Annotated in this window: 12 protein-coding genes; 6 read left to right on the forward strand and 6 right to left on the reverse strand. The window is 72.7% G+C overall.

What is annotated here, in order from left to right; all coding sequences use genetic code 11:
• The first annotated feature begins 63 nt into the window (after positions 1–63).
• Positions 64–3,435 (forward strand): ATP-binding protein, encoded by a 3,372-nt coding sequence (locus IEZ08_RS01365; protein ID WP_189241490.1) that lies wholly within the window; start codon positions 64–66, stop codon positions 3,433–3,435.
• A gap of 188 nt (positions 3,436–3,623) precedes the next feature.
• Positions 3,624–4,991: a GTPase HflX gene (gene hflX / locus IEZ08_RS01370; protein WP_229802856.1), complete on the forward strand. Its 1,368-nt coding sequence runs from the start codon at positions 3,624–3,626 to the stop codon at positions 4,989–4,991.
• 52 nt (positions 4,992–5,043) lie between these two features.
• Here the strand turns inward: hflX and IEZ08_RS01375 are convergent, their stop codons facing one another.
• From IEZ08_RS01375 to IEZ08_RS01400, 6 genes are all read right to left on the reverse strand, one after another.
• Positions 5,044–6,645 (reverse strand): fused response regulator/phosphatase, encoded by a 1,602-nt coding sequence (locus tag IEZ08_RS01375; RefSeq protein WP_068928521.1) that lies wholly within the window; start codon positions 6,643–6,645, stop codon positions 5,044–5,046.
• Complete coding sequence (locus tag IEZ08_RS01380; RefSeq protein ID WP_189241491.1) at positions 6,638–8,317, reverse strand: ATP-binding response regulator; 1,680 nt, start codon at positions 8,315–8,317, stop codon at positions 6,638–6,640. Before IEZ08_RS01380 ends, IEZ08_RS01375 begins: the two co-directional genes overlap by 8 nt.
• Positions 8,318–8,424: 107 nt before the next feature.
• Positions 8,425–9,462 carry an ATP-binding protein gene (locus tag IEZ08_RS01385; protein WP_068922051.1) on the reverse strand — a complete coding sequence of 346 codons (1,038 nt, stop codon included), beginning with the start codon at positions 9,460–9,462 and terminating at the stop codon, positions 8,425–8,427.
• The gene (locus IEZ08_RS01390) at positions 9,450–9,851 is read right to left on the reverse strand and encodes an anti-sigma regulatory factor (RefSeq protein WP_068922052.1); all 402 of its coding nucleotides are present in this window, start codon (positions 9,849–9,851) and stop codon (positions 9,450–9,452) included. Before IEZ08_RS01390 ends, IEZ08_RS01385 begins: the two co-directional genes overlap by 13 nt.
• Positions 9,848–10,228, reverse strand: a complete 381-nt coding sequence (locus IEZ08_RS01395; protein ID WP_176728418.1) for an STAS domain-containing protein — start codon at positions 10,226–10,228, stop codon at positions 9,848–9,850. The genes IEZ08_RS01390 and IEZ08_RS01395 overlap by 4 nt, the downstream gene beginning before the upstream one ends.
• Positions 10,228–11,097 (reverse strand): STAS domain-containing protein, encoded by an 870-nt coding sequence (locus tag IEZ08_RS01400; protein WP_373294318.1) that lies wholly within the window; start codon positions 11,095–11,097, stop codon positions 10,228–10,230. The genes IEZ08_RS01395 and IEZ08_RS01400 overlap by 1 nt, the downstream gene beginning before the upstream one ends.
• 822 nt (positions 11,098–11,919) lie before the next feature.
• Here IEZ08_RS01400 and hutI point away from each other — a divergent pair.
• The 4 genes from hutI to IEZ08_RS01420 all read left to right on the forward strand — a co-directional run bounded on the left by hutI (position 11,920) and on the right by IEZ08_RS01420 (position 17,722).
• Positions 11,920–13,128 (forward strand): imidazolonepropionase, encoded by a 1,209-nt coding sequence (hutI, locus tag IEZ08_RS01405; RefSeq protein ID WP_068922054.1) that lies wholly within the window; start codon positions 11,920–11,922, stop codon positions 13,126–13,128.
• A 57-nt stretch (positions 13,129–13,185) separates the two neighbouring features.
• Positions 13,186–14,037, forward strand: a complete 852-nt coding sequence (locus tag IEZ08_RS01410) for a DegV family protein (RefSeq protein WP_189241492.1) — start codon at positions 13,186–13,188, stop codon at positions 14,035–14,037.
• A gap of 110 nt (positions 14,038–14,147) precedes the next feature.
• The gene (locus IEZ08_RS01415) at positions 14,148–15,002 is read left to right on the forward strand and encodes a ComEA family DNA-binding protein (RefSeq protein ID WP_229802840.1); all 855 of its coding nucleotides are present in this window, start codon (positions 14,148–14,150) and stop codon (positions 15,000–15,002) included.
• Entirely contained in the window at positions 14,999–17,722 is a 2,724-nt protein-coding gene (locus tag IEZ08_RS01420; protein WP_189241493.1) for a ComEC/Rec2 family competence protein, read from the forward strand. Before IEZ08_RS01415 ends, IEZ08_RS01420 begins: the two co-directional genes overlap by 4 nt.
• Positions 17,723–17,936: the final 214 nt, after the last annotated feature.

A 17,936-nucleotide genomic window follows, 5' to 3' on the forward strand; every position in this document is an offset into this window, starting at 1 on the left:
TGTGTTTCGCTGACACCGATACTGGCTGAGACCGTTTGTGGTCGGTTTGGTGTTGGTTTGGACGTGACTTGGGGGGAAATGGAGATCCGGCTGTTCGGCCCGGTGGAGGTCGTGGACGCCGAGGGGCGGGCGGTCGATCTCGGCACCCGCAAGCAGCGGGCGGTCCTGGCGATGCTGGCCCTCGAACCCGGCCGGGTGGTCTCGCTCGACCGGCTGATCGAGGAGCTGTGGGCGGGGGAGGCGCCCTCCAGCGCGACGGGGACCCTTCAGGCGTACATCTCCAACCTCCGCAGGGCGCTGGAGCCCGACCGGCCGCCCCGTACCCCGTCCCGGCTCCTGCTCACCCGTGAGCCCGGCTACCTGCTCGCGGTCGCCCCGGGTCAGGTGGACCTGTTCCGTTTCGGCGCCTGGGCGGAGGAGGGGCGCCGGGCCCTGGTGCGCGGAGAGTACGGCCAGGCGCTGCGGACCCTGGACCGGGCCGTGGAGACCTGGCGGGGCGACCCGCTGGTGGAGTTCGCCGACCAGGAGTTCGCCGGGCCCTCCCTCGCCCGCCTCGCCGAACTGCGCGTCACGACCGAGGAGGACAGGTTCGAGGCACGGCTGGCCATGGGGGAGAGCGGGACGTGCGTCGCCGACCTTGAGCGGCTCGCCGGGGCCCACCCCTACCGGGAACGGCTCCAGGGGCTGCTCGCGCTGGCGCTGTACCGCTCCGGACGCCAGGCCGACGCACTGGCCGCCCTGCGCCGGGCCCGCGAGCTGCTCGCCACGGAGCTCGGCCTCGACCCGGGACCGGAGCTGCGCCGCCTGGAGCAGGCGGTGCTCGCCCAGGACCCCGCGCTGGACGCCCCCGGCCCCGCCGTCTCCGTCCCGGCCTCCGGCCGTGAGAGCGTCCCGGCGCGCCCGGGCCCCGGCCGTGGGAGCGTCCCGGCGCTCCCGGACCCCGCGCCCGCCTCCTCCGGCGTGGGCGCGGAGGCGGGTGACCTGCTCGTCGGCAGGCAGCGCCAGCTCGCGCGGATCGGCGCGCGGGTGGCGGAGGTCCGCCGGGGCCGGGGCGGGGTGCTGCTGCTGGAGGGCGAGGCCGGGATCGGCAAGACCCGGCTCGCCCGGGTGGCGGCGGACGAGGCGGCGGCCCGGGGGATGGCCGTGCTGTGGGGGCGGTGCGTCGACACCGCCACGGCCCCGCCGTTCTGGCCGTGGACGCAGGCGCTGCGGGGGGCGGGACCGGAGGCCGCGGAGGTCGTCGCCATCCTCACCGGTGCCTGCGTGCGATGCCACGACCTGGAGTTGTTCGAGCTGTACCAGCGGGTCCTGGCCGCGCTGACCTCCGCCGGCCCGCTGCTGGTCGTGCTCGACGACCTGCACTGGGCCGACGCCGCCTCGCTCCGGCTGCTCGCCTTCGCCGCCGGCGAGCTGGAGCGGCGGCCCGTCCTCGTCGTCGCCACGCTCCGCCCCGAGCCGGGGGACCACCCCGAGCAGCTCCGTGACACCCTCGGCGCGCTGACCAGGGAGCGGTGCGCCGAGCGGATGGCGGTGGACCCGCTCACCGGTGACGACGTGGCCTCCTACCTGGCGGCGCGGCGGATCGACCCGGCGCTGGCCGGAACGCTCCACGAGCGCAGCGGCGGCAACCCCTTCTACCTGGGGGAGCTGCTGCGCCTGCGGGAGAGTGAGAACGGTCTGCCCGGCGCCGTTCCCCCCGGTGTGCGCGACGTCGTCGGCCGCCGGGCCGCCCGGCTGCCCGAGGAGACACGCGCCCTGCTCCGGGTCGCGGCGGTCGCCGGGCGCGACGTCGACGTGGATCTGCTCGCCGCGGTCACCGCGACCCCCGAGGAACAGATCATGTCGCTGCTGGAGCCGGCGGTGGTCACCGGACTGCTCGTCGAGGCCGGTGAGGACTACGGCTTCTCCCACGCGCTCGTCCGGGACACGCTCTACGCCGAACTGGGCCGGGTGGAGGCGGCCCGGACGCACCTGCGGATCGGGGAGGCGCTGGAGACCCTCCCCGCCGGGGACGCCGGAGAGGAGGCCTCCCGGGCCGCGGCCCTCGCCCACCACTTCGGCCGGGCGGTCCGCGTCGGCGGCCGGGCCAAGGCGGTGCGGTACGCCTCGGAGGCCGCCAGGAAGGCCACCGTCCAGCTCGCCCACGACGAGGCGGTGGTCCTGTGGGAGCTGGCGCTGTCCGCGCTGCCCGCCGCCGACACCTCCGCCCGCTGCGCCGTGCTGACCGAGCTGGGCAGGGCCCGCCGTACCGTGGGAGACGCCGAGCGCGCCCGCCACGACCTGGAACAGGCCGTGGAGCTGGCGCTGCGGACGGGGGACCGCGAGGCGCTGATCGCCGCGGTCGTCGTCTTCGGCGGCCAGAGCGTCTGGAACTGGCGTCTCTACGGGGCCGTGGACGAGCGCATGGTCGCCGTGCTGGAGGACCTGCTCGCCGGGCCGCTCGCCGAGCGCGAGCGCGCCGCGCTGCTCGGCACGCTCGGCGTCGAGCTGTTCTACGGCCCGCGCCGGGCCGAGGGCGAGCGCCTGGCCCGGGAGGGCGTGGAGATCGCCCGCCGGATCGGCGATCCGGCCCTGACCGCGACCACGCTCAACAACTACTACATCGCGGCCTGGGTGCCCGAGCGGGAGGCCGAGCGCCGGGCCGTCGCCGAGGAGATCCTGGCCCTGCCCGGCCTGCCGCGGGTCACCGAGGTGATCGCCCGCGTGTTCCGGATGGCCTCGCTGCTGCGGGCGGGCGAGCTGGCGGAGTGGGACCGCGACCTGGCCCGCTGCGAGCGGCTGCTGGGGGAGACGGGCCGGCCGGAGCTGGAGGCGATGGTCCGCATCGCCGAGACCGCGCGCCGCACCCTCGACGGGGACTGGGCGGCGGCCGAGGCGCTGACCGCCCGGTTCTCCTCCCTGCTGGAGGGCTCCAGCCTGTGGGGACAGGACTTCCCCCGGCTGGTGGCCGCGTTCACCTGCGCCCGCGAGCAGGGCCGGGTGCCCGGGGTTCTCGGCGAGATCGTCGCGCGGGCGCGGGACCCGCTGCTGGTCCCGCTCCGGCCGGTCGCGGTCCTGGCCGCGCTGGACTGCGGCGAGGCGGGACTGGCCGGGGAACTGATCGCGGAGTGGGGCACCGGGATACGCGACGACTGGACGGCGGACCTGCTGCTGGTCGTCTGGGGCCAGGTGGCCGCCCGGCTCGGCACGCCCGATCCGCAGGAGATGTACGGCAGGCTGCTGCCGTACGCGGACCGGCTGGTCGTCAGCGGGATGGGCATCTCCGGGTGGGGGTCGCACCACCTGGTCCTCGCCGAGCTGGCCGCCCGGCTGGGCCGTACCGGGCAGGCCGCCGAGCACGCCCGGCGGGCGGTGCGGGCCCACCGGCGCCTGGGCCTGGCCCACTGGGAGAAACGCGCCCTCGACCTGCTGGCTTCGCTCACGGCTGACGGATAACCAGATGAAGGCGCCGACCCCCGCGTGGCACCATCGTGGGAAGACATCAGGGTGCCCGGGTGTTCTTATAAGCGATGACGCCTGTGAACATGACGCCTGCCGACAACACCTCTGAACGGAGCGACGACATAGACATTCGTGAGCCGCTGGACTTTGACCAGTTCGACGACCTGCCCGAGATCGGCGAGATGGAGCTGGCCGAGCGCCGGGCCCTGCGCCGGGTGGCGGGGCTCTCCACCGAGCTCGAGGACGTCACCGAGGTCGAATACCGCCGGCTGCGGCTTGAGCGGGTCGTCCTCGTCGGCGTCTGGACCTCCGGCACGGCGGTCGACGCCGAGAACTCCCTCCTGGAGCTCAAGCTCCTCGCCGAGACCGCCGGCTCCCAGGTGCTGGAAGGGCTGATCCAGCGCCGCCAGCAGCCCGACACGGCGACCTACATCGGCTCCGGCAAGGCCCAGGAGCTGGCCGACATCGTCGCCGCCACCGGCGCCGACACCGTGATCTGCGACGGCGAGCTGAGCCCCGGCCAGCTGCGTCAGCTCGAAGAGGTCGTCAAGGTCAAGGTCATCGACCGGACCATGCTGATCCTCGACATCTTCGCCCAGCACGCCAAGAGCCGCGAGGGCAAGGCGCAGGTCGAGCTGGCCCAGCTCAACTACCTGCTGCCGCGCCTGCGAGGCTGGGGTGGCAACCTGTCCCGCCAGGTCGGCGGACGGGCCGCGGGCGGCGTCGGCATCGGCGGACGCGGTCCCGGTGAGACCAAGATCGAGCTGGACCGGCGCCGGATCCGCGAGCGGATGGCCAAGCTGCGCCGTCAGATCGCGGAGATGACGACCGCGCGGGAGACCAAGCGCGCCCGCCGCTCGGAGCGCGAGGTCCCGGCCGTGGCCATCGCCGGTTACACCAACGCGGGCAAGTCCTCGCTGCTGAACCGGCTGACCGGCGCGGGCGTGCTGGTCGAGGACGCGCTCTTCGCCACGCTGGACCCGACCGTCCGCCGGGCCTTCACGCCCGAGGGACGCCTGTTCACTCTGGCCGACACCGTCGGGTTCGTCCGGCACCTGCCGCACCAGCTCGTCGAGGCGTTCCGCTCCACGCTGGAGGAGGTCGGCGACGCCGACCTGATCCTGCACGTGGTCGACGGCTCGCACCCCGACCCGGAGTCGCAGCTGGCGGCCGTGCGGGAGGTCTTCGCCGACATCGAGGGCGCCCGCGACATCCCCGAGATCGTGGTCGTCAACAAGGCCGACGCCGCCGACCCGGTGGTGCTGGCCCAGCTGACCGCGCGGGAGAAGCACACCGTGGTCGTCTCGGCCCGCACCGGCGCCGGGATCGACGAGCTGCGCGCCGTGATCGAGCGGGAGCTGCCGCGCTACGACCGGGAGATCCGGACGCTGGTGCCGTACGACCGCGGTGACCTCGTCTCCCGGGCCCACCGGGAGGGCGAGGTGCTCGGCGTCGAGCACACCGGGGACGGCACGATCCTGCACGCCAGGGTCCGGCCGGGCCTCTTCGCGGAGCTGGAGCGGGTCGCCAAGCCGGTCGAGACCGTCTGACCCGCCGGGCCCCGGCCGGCGGCAGCGCCGTCCGGGGCCCGGCGGGCAGGGCTCAGCGGCCTGCGGCCCGGCGGAAGACCACGAGCGCCACGTCGTCCTCGCGCGCGCCGAAGCGCCCGATCAGGCGTTCGCAGAAGAGCTCCAGATCGTCGTCGGCGGACTCGGCCAGCTGCCGGGCGATCTCCAGGCTCTGGTCGAGGGGCGTGTCGCGGTCCTCGATGAGCCCGTCGGTGAACATCAGCACGGATCCGCCCTCGGGGATCGTCAGCCGGTCCACCTGGTAGGCCGCCTGGCCCACGCCCAGCAGGAGGTTGCCGAGCCGGTGGTAGCGGGCGCCTCCGTGGACGTCCATGAGGATCGGCGGGATGTGCCCGGCGTTGGCGAGCTCCGCCTCGCCGGTCTCCGGATCGATCAGGATCAGGCACACCGTGGCGGTCATCCCGGGGTGATAGCGCCGCAGCACGTCGTTGAGCAGCGCCATCGAGGCCCCCAGGTCCACCGCCCCCAGGAGCGAGGCGCGCAGCGCGTGGCGGAGCTCGGCCATCACCGTCGCGGCGTGCAGGGAGTGTCCCTGCACGTCGCCGATGCCGACGAGGACCCGCTCACCCAGCTGGAGGACCTCGTAGAAGTCCCCGCCGACCTCGATGTTGTCCACGGCCGGCTGGTAGCGCCAGCTGATCTCCAGCCCCGGGACGTCGGGGATCCTCTGCGGGAGCAGGCTGCGCTGCAGGGTGAGCGCGATCGTGTGCTCCTCGAGATAGGCGCCCAGGGCGTCCACCGCCAGGGCGAGGGCCTGGCCGAGCTGGTGCAGGATGGTGAGCTCGTCCGTGCCGAGGGGAAGGCGTCCCTCGACGCCGATGCACACCATCGGACGACCGATCTTGGTCCGGCAGACGACCGCCGAGATGCCCCCCTCCGCCGCGGAGTCGGGCATCACCTTCCGCCAGTCGTCCGGCGAGAGGGTGAACACCTCGGTCCCCGCGGAGGCGCCGAGGACCATCGCGGCCAGTGCGGTCAGGGAGTCCGCCGAGGCGCTCCTGCTCACGGCGGCGCCGTCCGGGGGCACGGCGGTGTACCGCCGGGCGAGGCCGTCCGGCGGAAGCGCGAGCACCCCCGCGTACCGGTCGAGGATCCGCGCGGCGCCCTCGACCGCCACGGACAGGAGCGCGTCGAAGGTGCCGGCCGCGTTCATCGCCAGGGTGACCTCGGTGAGGGCCACCATCCGCGCGGACATCCGCTCCGCCCGCCGCCGCGCGCGGTAGTAGCGCAGGGTGGCCTCGATGGTGGCGGTGAACTCGTCCGGCTCCACGGGCTCGCTCAGATAGGCGTCCGCGCCCCGTTCGAGCCCCTCGGCCCGGTCCGCCGAGGTGATCGCGGCCCCGGAGATCTGGACCACCGGGATCGAGGACGTGACGGGATCCGCCTTGATCTGCTCGCACACCTCGTACCCGCTGATGTCGGGCAACCGGACGTCCAGGACGACCAGGTCCGGCTGGAGTTCCCCGACCTTCGCCAGCGCCTCCAGCCCGCCCGTCGCCTCCACGACCCGGTGCCCGGCCCGCCGCAACCAGCTGGACAGGATGTAGAGCTTGGCCGGCGTGTCGTCGACGACCAGCACCGTGGCGGGACGCTCGTTCACGGACCGCTCAGGCATCACGGCGCTCCAGCGCATGCCGCACCGCCTCCAGCAGGATGTCACGGCGCATCCCGTGTTTGGAGACCACCGTGTGCCCGGTCTGCGGGTACTGCTGGGAGGTCGCGACGGTGACGATGACGACCGGGACGTCCCGCAGCCGCTCGTCCCCGGCCATCCGCGCCAGCAGGGCCGCACCGTCCATCCGGGGCATCAGCAGGTCCACCAGCACCAGGTCCGGCAGCTCCCGTGCCATCGCCTCCAGCGCGTCCAGCCCGTCGTGGGCCTCGTCGACGCGGGAGGCGAAACCGGTGAGCATCCGCCGGACGGCGGCGCGGAACTCCTCGTCGTCGTCGGCGACGAGGACGCGGCCCACCATCAGGTCCCCGTCGGGCCGGTGCGGCAGCCGCAGCACGACCGTGGTGCCCCGGCCCGCCGTACTGGACAGCTGGAGCGTGCCGCCCATCGCCTCGGCCAGCCTGCGGGCGTACGGCAGGCCGAGGCCGGTGCCCTTGGCCCGCACCTGGATCGGCCCCGGCACCTGGTAGAACTCCTCGAAGACGCGCTCCAGGTGCTCTTCGGGGATGCCGATCCCGGTGTCGGTCACGGTGAAGACCACCTCGTGGGTGGAGGCGTCACGGGTCACGCGGAGCCGTACCTCCCCGTCCTCGGTGAACTTCAGGCCGTTGGAGAGCAGGTTGCGGAGGATCTTGGTGAGCATCGCCTCGTCGGCCAGCACCTCGGACGCCTCCTCCGACACCTCGATCGAGAGTGTCACCCGCCTGGTCTCGCTGGTGGGCCGCAGGATCATCCCCAGACGCTCGGTCAGCGCGACCAGGTCGACCGCGGAGGGCTGGGGGTCCAGCCGCCCCGACTCGGCCTTGGCCATGTCGAGGAGCTCGGTCACCAGAGCCAGGAGCGTCTCCGCCGAGGAGCCGATGAGCTGGACCTGGTGGAGCTGCTCCGGGCCCAGCGGCTCCCCGCCGGGGCCGGTCAGGAGACGGACGAGGCCGATGATCGAGTTGAGCGGGGTGCGCAGCTCGTGGCTGACCGTGGTCCAGAACCGGTTCTTGGCGTCACTCGCCTCCCTGATCTGCACGGACTTCTCGTCCAGTTCCGCGTAGAGCGCCACGACGCCGCGGTTGGTCTCCTCCAGCTCCGCCGAGAGCTGGTTGTACAGGGCGAGCACGCCCTGGTTGGTCTCCTGCAGTTCGGTGTTGAGCTGCAGGACCTCCTCCAGGGTCGCGGCGAGCTCGCGGTTCTGCTGACGGAGCTCGTCGAGGGCCGTCGCGGGCGCGAGCTCGGCGATCCTCATCCTGATCTCCTCGACGGAGGACACGGGGCGGCCGGGGGGGAGCCGCTTGAGCATGGTGATGCGCCCCGCGGACAGGTCGCACTCGATCGTGTCCACGAGGCGGCCCGCCAGCGTCACTCCGTCACCGGGATGGAAACCCGCCGCGGCGGGGAACGAGATCGTGACGGTCAGCCCGGCCTCGCCGAGCCGGAAGCCGGCCGAGGCGGAGATCCCCTGGACGAGGACCTCCCGCCCGATCTCGCTCAGCGCCGTGGCCACCCGGATCTGGTCCGGACCCGTGAGGCCGACCGTCTCGGCCACCTCCCGGCCCAGCCTGCGCATGGCGAACACGTCCTGGTCGTCCCGGAGATCGAGGCGGATCAGCTCGCCTCCGGCCATATCCGGCCTCCCGCCTCCGGGGGCGTCCGATGCGCCACCGGTCATGCTCCGCCTCGCCTCCGGCCTGTTCAGCTGTCTACTGCCGGATATATCCGGTATATAGGCACTCATGTTTCCGGCCTCACCACGACCACGCACGCGTCGTCCCTGCGGGTCCCGGCGTCGCGCAGCAGCGTGGCGGCGATGACGGAGGGGGAGTACGTGATCAATCCCGGGTAGGAGGCGGGGTTCCAGCGGTCGGAGAGTCCGTCGGAGTGGAGGACCAGCACGCCGTGGGACGGCATGGCGTACTCGTACTGCCGGAGTGTGCGCGGCGCCTGGTGACCGGCGATGCCCGGCACCGAGATCAGGCCCTGCCGGCCCTCCGGATGCGCGATCCAGGCCGAGACGTTGCCGAGCCCGGCGAAGCGGACGACGCCCGTGGCGCGGTCCAGCCGCGCCACGGCGACCGCCCCGCCGCGGGTGCGGGTGAGCCCGCGGTGGATCTGCTCCACCACGGCGGCCGGCACGAGGGCGGTGCCCGCCAGGGCCGCCCGCTCCGCCTCCTGCTGGAACACCCGCCCCGCCTCCCGCGAGGCGTGGGCCGCCGCGTCACCGTGGCCGAGACCGTCGCACACCATCACGGTGGTGGCGGAATCGCTCTCGACGATCGTGTACGCGTCACCGCAGACGATCTCCTCGCCGATCGGACGGCTCATACCGCCGACCCGGAAAGGCGGGAGGGAGGCCCCGCGCGGGATGAAGCACATGGCCACCACCGTGCCCGTGCCGGGAACGGAGTGGATCTCGTATGCGCTGGCCATGCGCGCGATGCCGCCCAGCCCGATGCCGAGCGTGCCGGTGGTGGAGTACCCGTCCCGCAGGGCGCGGGGGACGTCGTGCATGCCCGGCCCGCGATCCACCGCGACGATCTCGATCGCGGAGGGCAGCTCCGGATGCGGCCGGATCAGCATGACCCCCTCGACGGCATGCTTGACCAGGTTCGATGCGGCCTCGCTCACCGCGACGGCCATCCGGCCGGTGTCCTTCTCGCCGAACCCGCGCGCCTGGGCGAGCGTGACGGCGGCACGGCGGAGAGAGCCGATCACGCTCGCGTCCTCGGCCCTGGTCCAGACGTCGTTCTGGGAAGGGATCACCGTGCCCATTTCGTCACCGTGATCAGCGTCCCCTCGCCGGGAGCCGACCTCAGGTCGAACTCGTCGACCAGGCGGCGGGAGCCGCTCAGACCCAGGCCGAGGCCGTTGCCCGTGGTCCATCCGTCGACGAGGGCCTGTTCGATGTCGGGAATGCCGGGACCGTCGTCGCTGAAGGTCAGGCGCAGGCCCGCCCGTACGCCGTTGCGCACGATCTCGATCCGGACCCGCCCCCCTCCCGCGTAGACCAGGGCGTTGCGGGCCAGCTCACTGGCGGCGGTCACGATCTTGGTCTGGTCCACCAGGGAGAGTCCCGCCTCCAGGGCGGCGGCCCTGACCTCCTGCCGGACCAGGACCACGTCGCCGTTCCCGTTGATCGGCAGTTCACCGGAGGAGGTCATCGGGGGGCCACGGCGAGTCGCGCACCGTCGAGGTGGTTCAGCAGGGCGACGCCCTTCTCCAGGTTGAGGGCCGTCCGTACTCCGCCGAGTGAGAGACCCAGCTCCACGAGAGTGATCGCGACCGCCGGCCGCATGCCCACGACGACCGTCTCCGCGTCGAGCAAGCGGGTGATCGAGGCGATCGTGGACAACATCCGGCCGATGAAGGAGTCGATGATCTCCACCGCGGTGATATCGATGATCACTCCTCGCGCACCGGTCTGGACCACCTTGTCCGCCAGGTCTTCCTGGAGGGCGAGAACGCTCTGGTCCTGGAGATCGATCTGGATGGAGACGATGAGGATGTCGCCGAGTTTGAGAACGGGCACCCGGTCCATCAGCCGGCCTCCGTCCGTACGGCGATGCGCGGGCTGCGGGCCTCGGCGAACTCGACGCCGCTCTGGCGCAGCGCATGGACCAGGGCGTCGGCCAGCGAGGCCTTGGTGACGATGTCGCCGAACTCGATGCCGAGGGTGACGATGGTGTGGGCGATCTGCGGGCGGATACCGGAGATCACACACTCCGCGCCCATCAGCCGTGCGGCCATCACGGTCTTGAGCAGGTGCTGGGCGACCTGGGTGTCCACCGCCGGCACGCCGGTGATGTCGATCACCGCGTGCTCGGAGCCGGTCTCCACCAGCGTCTGCAGCAGTTTCTCCATCACGACCTGGGTCCTGGCGGAGTCGAGCGTGCCGACCAGCGGCACCGCGACGATGCCCTCCCACAGCTTCACCACCGGGGTCGAGAGCTCCAGAAGCTGCTCGGCCTGGTCGGCGATGATCCTCTCTCTGGCTGCCGCGTACGTCTCGAACGTGAAGAGGCCGTGCTCGTCGACGAGCCGGGAGAACCAGATGAAGCCCCGCAGGGCCTCGGGCGTGCCGTCGGCTTCGACGATCTCGTAGACGGCCTCCTTGAGGCCGAACACCACGCTGGCGGTCTCGGACGGCGTGAATCCGTGGCGGGCCCGCGAACGGGACAGCTCGGCCAGCAGCCCGCGCAGGTCGCTGCCGCCCTCGGAGCCGGTGAGGGAACGGCGCAGCGCCCGGTATATCTCCCCGAAGGGGACCGCCGCGCCCCCGCGGTCCACATGACCACCGGACATGGTCCCGGCTATCTCGAACCAGCGCCCGAGGATCTGCTCCTCGTGCTCCTCCAGAAGCTCTTCTATACGACGCCGGCCAGCGTCCACTGGGACGGTCAAGGTCACTCCTATGGGGACAGCCTTCGGATAGTTCGCCCGAAAGGCTATGAATTGTTGGCTGGTTACGCTATATGTGACTCATAGTATGGGAATGATTACCCTGTGACACTATGAAGATTTTTGTCGGCAGTGGATGGTGAATCTGTGAACATCCGCGAACAAGTCTCTCGCGCGCCGTCTCCGCCTCCCCGGCGCCCCCGGGGTATGGCCCCTCGGCCGGCTGGCGGCACCGGCTCGCGCCGGGAGCATGTCCGCCGGAGGTGGGTGAGCCGTGTCGAGGCGTTGGATTTGTCAGCCTATGGAGGTTCCATTCCCTTGTTCAATGGACGGGCTTGCATTCAAGTGTGCTCTCGAGGTGGAGTTGAATCCCGCAGAAAGCCGCAAAACGCCATAAATCGGACAGTAGTCGGTCAAGGTTTAGGTTGCTACCATGAGGCAAATCTAACGAGACGTTATGGCGCGAGTCTGCTTGACGTCTGGTGGGACAGGTGGGAAAAAAGTGTCCTGATCTGCGAAAACGTGCTCGATGTTTGTTGCGGGGACAGAGTGGGTGAACCGGGCAAGGTCGCAACGAAGCGGCGTTCTTCCCAATTAGCCTGTACAGCAAGCCAACCTGTGAAATAACGTAACTGAACTGAAACCGCTGGATCATGCTGCTGGCGATACCGTGCCGCACATACGGAGCGGATGAGAGCAGGAGATTCCGATGTCGTCCGGACGAGGAGCGGATCCGGCGGGCAGGGTGCCCGGCACCGGCCGGGTTCCCTCATCACGCCCGGCGGCCCCTTCCCTTCAGGTGCCTTTCCCTGCGCACAAGGCGGTGATGCGATGACGGTCCGCCTGCTGACCAACATCGGCCGGCTCTGGACCGGCAACGACGTCTGCAGCAACGCCGCGATCCTCGTGCACAACGACCGCATCGCCTGGGTCGGGCGCGCCGCGGACCTGCCGCAGAGCGTCCCCGGGGTGGTGGACGACATCGTCGACGTGGACCACGTCGAGAACCTGGGGGGTGCCCTGGTCACCCCCGGCCTGATCGACGCCCACACCCATCCCGTCTACGCGGGCAACCGCTACGCCGAGATGGCGATGCGCTCGGGCGGTTCCACTCCCTCCGCGATCACGGCGGCCGGCGGCGGCATCGGCTCGACCGTCACGGTGACCCGCGGCACCGACCCGTGGACCCTGTGCAACGGCGTCCGCGAGCGCCTGCGCGACTGGCTCCTGAGCGGTACCACCACGGTCGAGGCCAAGACCGGTTACCACCTCACCCGCGACGGCGAGCTCGCCGACGTGCGACTCCTGCGCGAGCTCGAGAAAGAGCCGATGATGCCGCGCGTGCACGTCACGTTCCTCGCCGCGCACGTCGTCCCCCCGGAGTACTTCGGGCGTCAGCGCGACTACGTCGAGGCCGTGGGCGCCTGGTGCGCCGACGCGGCCGCCGCCGGTGCCGACAGCGTGGACGTCTACTGCGACGAGGGCCACTTCACCACCGAGGAGGCCCGCTGGGTCCTCGCCTCGGGCCGTAACGTCGGCCTGCTTCCCCGCGTGCACGCCGGCGCCTACAGCCGCCGCGGGGCCGTGCAGCTCGCCGCCGAGCTCGGCTGCGCCTCGGCAGACCTGCTCCACCACACCTCCGACGAGGACATCGCGATCCTCGCCCGTTACGGTGTCCCCGCCGTGGTCTGCCCGGGCACCGCCCTGCAGAACGGCAGTCTGCCGCCGGTCCGCCGCATGCTCGCCCAGGGAGTCACCGTGGCGCTGGGCAGCGACCACAACCCCGGTCACTGCGGCATCACGTCGATGTCGCTGGTCGTCAGCCTCGCCGTCGCGGCCTTCGGAATGAGCGTCGGCGACGCCCTGCGCGCCGCCACCCTGGGCGGAGCCACCGTTCTCGGCGCCCCCGACCGGGGCGTCCTCGCCCCCGGCCGCCTGGCCGACATCGTCCAGTGGGACGCCGACCACGAAGGCGCCTTCGCCTGGGCCTTCGGTCTCAAGCCCCGCCGGGTCTGGCGCGGCGGCACCCCCGTGCAGTGACCGGGCGTCCGGCCGTGACGCCGGTCCCGGTGTGATCTCCTCGGATAATCTCTGGACATGCCGTCATCGGTCGCCGTCGTCACCGACTCCACCGCGTACCTCCCGCAGGAGGAGACGTCGCGGCTGGGAATCACCGTGGTGCCGCTCCAGGTGATCATCGGTGGCAGGCCGTTCGACGACGTGGTGCAGATCGGCGCCTCGGAGATGACCGGGGCGCTCGAGAAGTGGAGCCCGGTCACGACCTCCAGGCCCGCGCCCCGCCGCTTCACGGAGGCCTACGACGAGGCCGCGGCCAGGGGCGCGACCGGCGTGGTCTCCGTCCACCTGTCCGGAGAGATGTCGGGCACGGTCGAGGCGGCCCGGGCCGGCGCGCGGGACGCGTCGATCCCGGTGGAGGTCATCGACAGCAGGTCGATCGCGATGGGCCTCGGATTCCCCGTCCTCGCCGCGGCGGAGGCGGCCGCCAGGGGCGCGGCCCTCGCCGAGGCGGCCGCCGCCGCCCGGCGCCGGATGCACGGGACCCGCTGCTTCTTCTACGTGGACACCCTGGAGTACCTGCGCAGGGGAGGCCGTATCGGCGCCGCGGCGACCCTGCTCGGATCCGCTTTGATGATCAAGCCGTTGCTCCACATCGCGGAGGGTTCGATCTCCCCGCTGGAGAAGGTCCGGACCGCCACCCGGGCCATCGCCCGCCTTGAGGAACTGGCCGTCCAGGCGGCGGGCTCCGCTCCGGCGGCGGTCGCCGTGCAGCACATCGCCGCCCGCTCCCGCGCCGAGACCCTGGCCGGACGCCTGGCCCGGCGCATCCCCTCGCTCACCGGGATCACCGTTGCCGAGGCCGGCGCGGTCATCGGCGCTCACGTGGGCCCCGGCATGCTGGGCGTGGCCGTCTCATCCGCCGTTCCGTGACGCTCCCCGGGCAGGAGCGCCTCTCCACAGGACCGGCCTTCGCCGACCGGTTATCCCCAGAACGAGATTCAGCCGGGGGGCGCCTCCCAGCACCGCCATAACGTTCCGGCGTGCGCACCACAGCCCAGGCCACCGACCAGGCCACCGACCGGATCCGGGCCGAGTCCCGGCTCCGGGCCCTGACGGCGCCGGTCGCCTCCCACGCCCGCTCCGACGGTCAGAGCGGCTCGCCCGTCCCCGACCCCGGCGGGCTCACGGCCCGCGCCGCGGCCCTCGCCGGCCGGCCGCCGTCCCTGCCGGTCCCGCCCTCCTTCGAAGCCCTCCGTACGGCGGTCGCCGCAGGAGCCCCCGAGCTCGACCCGGGGCGCCCGAGGCTCCGGGTGCTGCTCCTCATCGCCCTGGCCGCGGTGGTCGTCGGGTGCTTCTACGCATGGTGGTCCCGGCCGGAGCCCGAACCTCTCGCGCCGCCCCCGCCGGTCTCCGGCCCCTCCCCGGAGACGGACTCCGCCTCCTCGCGCCTGCGGCCACGGCCGTCCGAGGTCACCGAGGTCACCGTCCATGTCACCGGCAAAGTCCGGCATCCCGGCGTGCTCACCCTGCCCGGCGGTTCACGTGTCGCCGACGCGGTCCAAGCCGCCGGAGGCATCCGCAAGGGGACTGCGCCGGGCCCTCTCAACCTCGCCCGCAGGCTCGTCGACGGCGAGCAGATCGTGGTCGGCGCCCCGGCCCGGGGGGCACCGGTCACTCCCGTCGACCCCGCCGTCCCGGCCGAAGCCGTCCTCGACCTCAACACCGCCACCGCCGAACAGCTGGATCGGCTTCCGGGTGTCGGCGAGGTGCTCGCCCGGCGCATCACCGAATACCGTGACGGCCACGGCGGCTTCCGGAGCGTCGAGCAGCTCCGCGAGGTCACCGGTATCGGCGACAGGAAATACGCCGAGATCAAGGACAAGGTCCGCGTATGACCTTCCGCCGCCCCGGAGATCTTCATGATCCTTCCGGCTCTCCCCGCCGGCGCCGCCAGGAAGCCCCCGCCCCGCCGACGGCCCGCGGCGAGCATGCCGATCACGGCCGCCCGCCGGCCGCACCCGGTGATCCCTCCCATCCGGTACGGCGCGCACCCGGCCTCCAGCTCGTCCTGCCCGCCCTCGCCTCCTGGGCGGCCGCCCTCGTCCTGCTGGGCTGCTCGGCGTCGACCGGTGCCGCCGCAGGCACCGTCGCGGCCGCCGGCGCGGTCCTCGTCATGCTGTCGCCGTTCCGCAGGCCGTGTGGCGAGGCGGGGTGGGGTTCACGGTTGTGCTCTCGGACACCGGTTCCGTGGCGCCGGTACGGCGAGGCGCGGTGGAGACGCGGTCGGCGCCGGGGCGCGGTGAGAAGCCCGGTGCGGCCCTCCCCGGCCTGGAGGAACGCGGCGGTCGCGGTGCTGGGGTGCGTGGCGGCGGTCGCCGGGGCGGTGGCCTTCCGGGTGCACACCGTCGAGACCGGGCCCGTGGCCGACCTCGCGAGCAGGCACGCCCCGGCGACGGCGGAGGCCGTGCTGACAGACGACCCGCGGCAGGTGAAGCCGCAGACCGGGGATTTCCGAAGGGTGAGCTTCGTGGTGCCCGCCCGGGTCGAGGCGGTCGGGACTGCCGCGGGCCGGACACGCACCCGGGTCCCGGTGGTGCTGTTCGCCACGGGGCAGGAATGGCGGTCACTCCTGCCCAGCCAGCGCGTCGAGATCAGGGGAAGGTTCAAGCCGGCGGAGCCCGGTGAGCTGCTGGCGGCGGTGATGCTGGTCCGGGGGCCGCCACGGGTCCTGAGCGGGCCGTCGTGGGTGCAGCGGACGGCGGGAGCGCTTCGCGCCGGGCTGCGCGAGGCGGCGGATGTGCTTCCCGCGGACCGGCGCGGTCTGCTGCCCGGCATGGTCGTCGGCGACGTGTCCCGCATGGAGGAGAAGGTCGCGGCCGACTTCAAGGAGGCCGGGCTCAGCCACCTGCTGGCGGTGAGCGGAGCCAACCTCGCCGTCGTGGCCGGAGCCGCCGTGGTGCTGGCACGCGGGGCCGGGCTGCCACTCGCGGTCAGGGCGGCGTTCGCCGTGTTCGCCATGGTCGCCTTCGCGGTCGTCGCCCGCCCATCACCCAGCGTGCTCCGTGCCCTGCTGATGGGCATCGTCGCAGCCGTGGCGCTCGGCACGGGGCGCTCCCGCGACGGGGTGGCGGCCCTGTCGGTGAGCGTTCTCGGTCTGATCCTGTTCGACCCGGTCCTCGCCCGGTCCTACGGGTTCGCCCTGTCGGTGTGCGCCACCGGGGGCATTCTCGTCCTGGCCCCCCGCTGGCGGGACCGGATGGCGGGACAGCGGAGCCAGATGACTGGGCGGCCAAGGGAGGTGGGTGGATGGCTGGATCGGGTGGCGGGACAGCGGATCGGAACGGCCGGGCGGCCAGAGCAGGCGACCGGGCGGGCGTCTCGCCGGATTCCCCGCTGGGTGGCCGAGGCGATCGCCGTTCCCGCCGCCGCGCAGGCCGCCGTCACCCCGGTCCTCGTGCTCATGTCCGGGCAGCTCGCCCCGGTGGCGGTCCCCGCCAATCTCCTGGCGGGTCCGGCGGTCGCTCCCGCGACCCTGCTGGGCTTCGCCGCCGCGCTGGCCGCGCCGGTGTCGATGCCGTTCGCCCGGCTGCTGGCCCACCCGGCGGGTCTGGCCTGCGGATGGATCATCGAAGTCGCCGGGCACGCCGCCGGGCTCCCGCTGGCGGTGATCCCCTGGCAGAGTGGTGTGCCGGGACTGCTTCTGCTGATCGCGGCTGCGGTGGCCGTCGTGCTGGTGCTACGCCACCGGAGATCGCGTTGGCTCGTCGCCGCCGCGATGGGCGGGATGCTCGCGGTGCTCGCTCTTTCGACGACTCCGGTGGTGGCCCGCTGGCCACCGCCGCGCTGGCTGCTGGTGGCCTGCGATGTCGGCCAGGGTGACGCGCTGCTGGTCGCCGCGGGTCCCGGCCGGGCGGTGGTGGTGGACGCGGGGGCCGATCCGGTGCCGGTGGATCGCTGCCTGCGATCCATGGGTGTGCGGGAGGTGCCGCTGGTCGTCCTCACCCACCCGCACTTCGACCACGTCGGCGGTCTGGACGGTGTCTTCCGCGGACGGCGGGTGGGAGCCGTGGTGGTCAGCGCCGGTGCGGGAGGAGGGGGAGGGGGCGCCAGGTTGAGCGGCGGTCTTGTCCGCCGGGGGATCGCCGAATGGACGGCACGGCCGGGGATGAGCTGGAGGTTCGGCCCTTCCGAGCTCACGGTCATCGGCCCGCCGGAAGGGCCGCCGGTGGAGAGCGGGGGCGGCGAGGGCGTCGCGCTCAACAACGCCAGCATCGTGATTCACGTGCGCTGGTCGGCCGGGGCCGCGTTGCTCAGCGGTGACATCGAGACCGAGGCCCAGGCGGAGCTGCTCCGCCGGGGATTCCCGCCCGCCGAGATCTTCAAGGTTCCGCATCACGGCTCCGGGAAGCACGATCCGGACTTCTTCGCGGCCGTCGGCGCCCGGGCCGCCCTGATCAGTGCCGGAGCGGACAACTCCTACGGCCATCCCGCCCCGTCAACCCTCGCCCGCCTGCACCGGCTCGGCATCCGGACCTACCGGACCGACCTGTCCGGGGACCTCGCCGTGGTGGCCCGTGAGGAAGGAGGCCTGGCGGTCGTCGTCCGGGGCCGGTGATCGTCGCTGCTCCCCGTGTCGCTGCTCCCCGTGTCACCGTTCCCCGCGCCGCGGTTGCCTGCCTCGGCCTGGTCCGTGTCGGGCGGTTCCCGGGCCGCGGTGGCCCCTGCTTCAGCCTGTTCCGCGTTGGCTCGCCTGTGTCGTCCCGTGCCTGTCCGTGTGGGGTTTATCCGCGTCGGCCCGCCCCGTCCCCCGGATGGCTGATACGCGGGTG

Origin of the sequence: Planobispora rosea (assembly GCF_014648175.1) — a bacterium.
GTDB lineage: Bacteria > Actinomycetota > Actinomycetes > Streptosporangiales > Streptosporangiaceae > Planobispora > Planobispora rosea.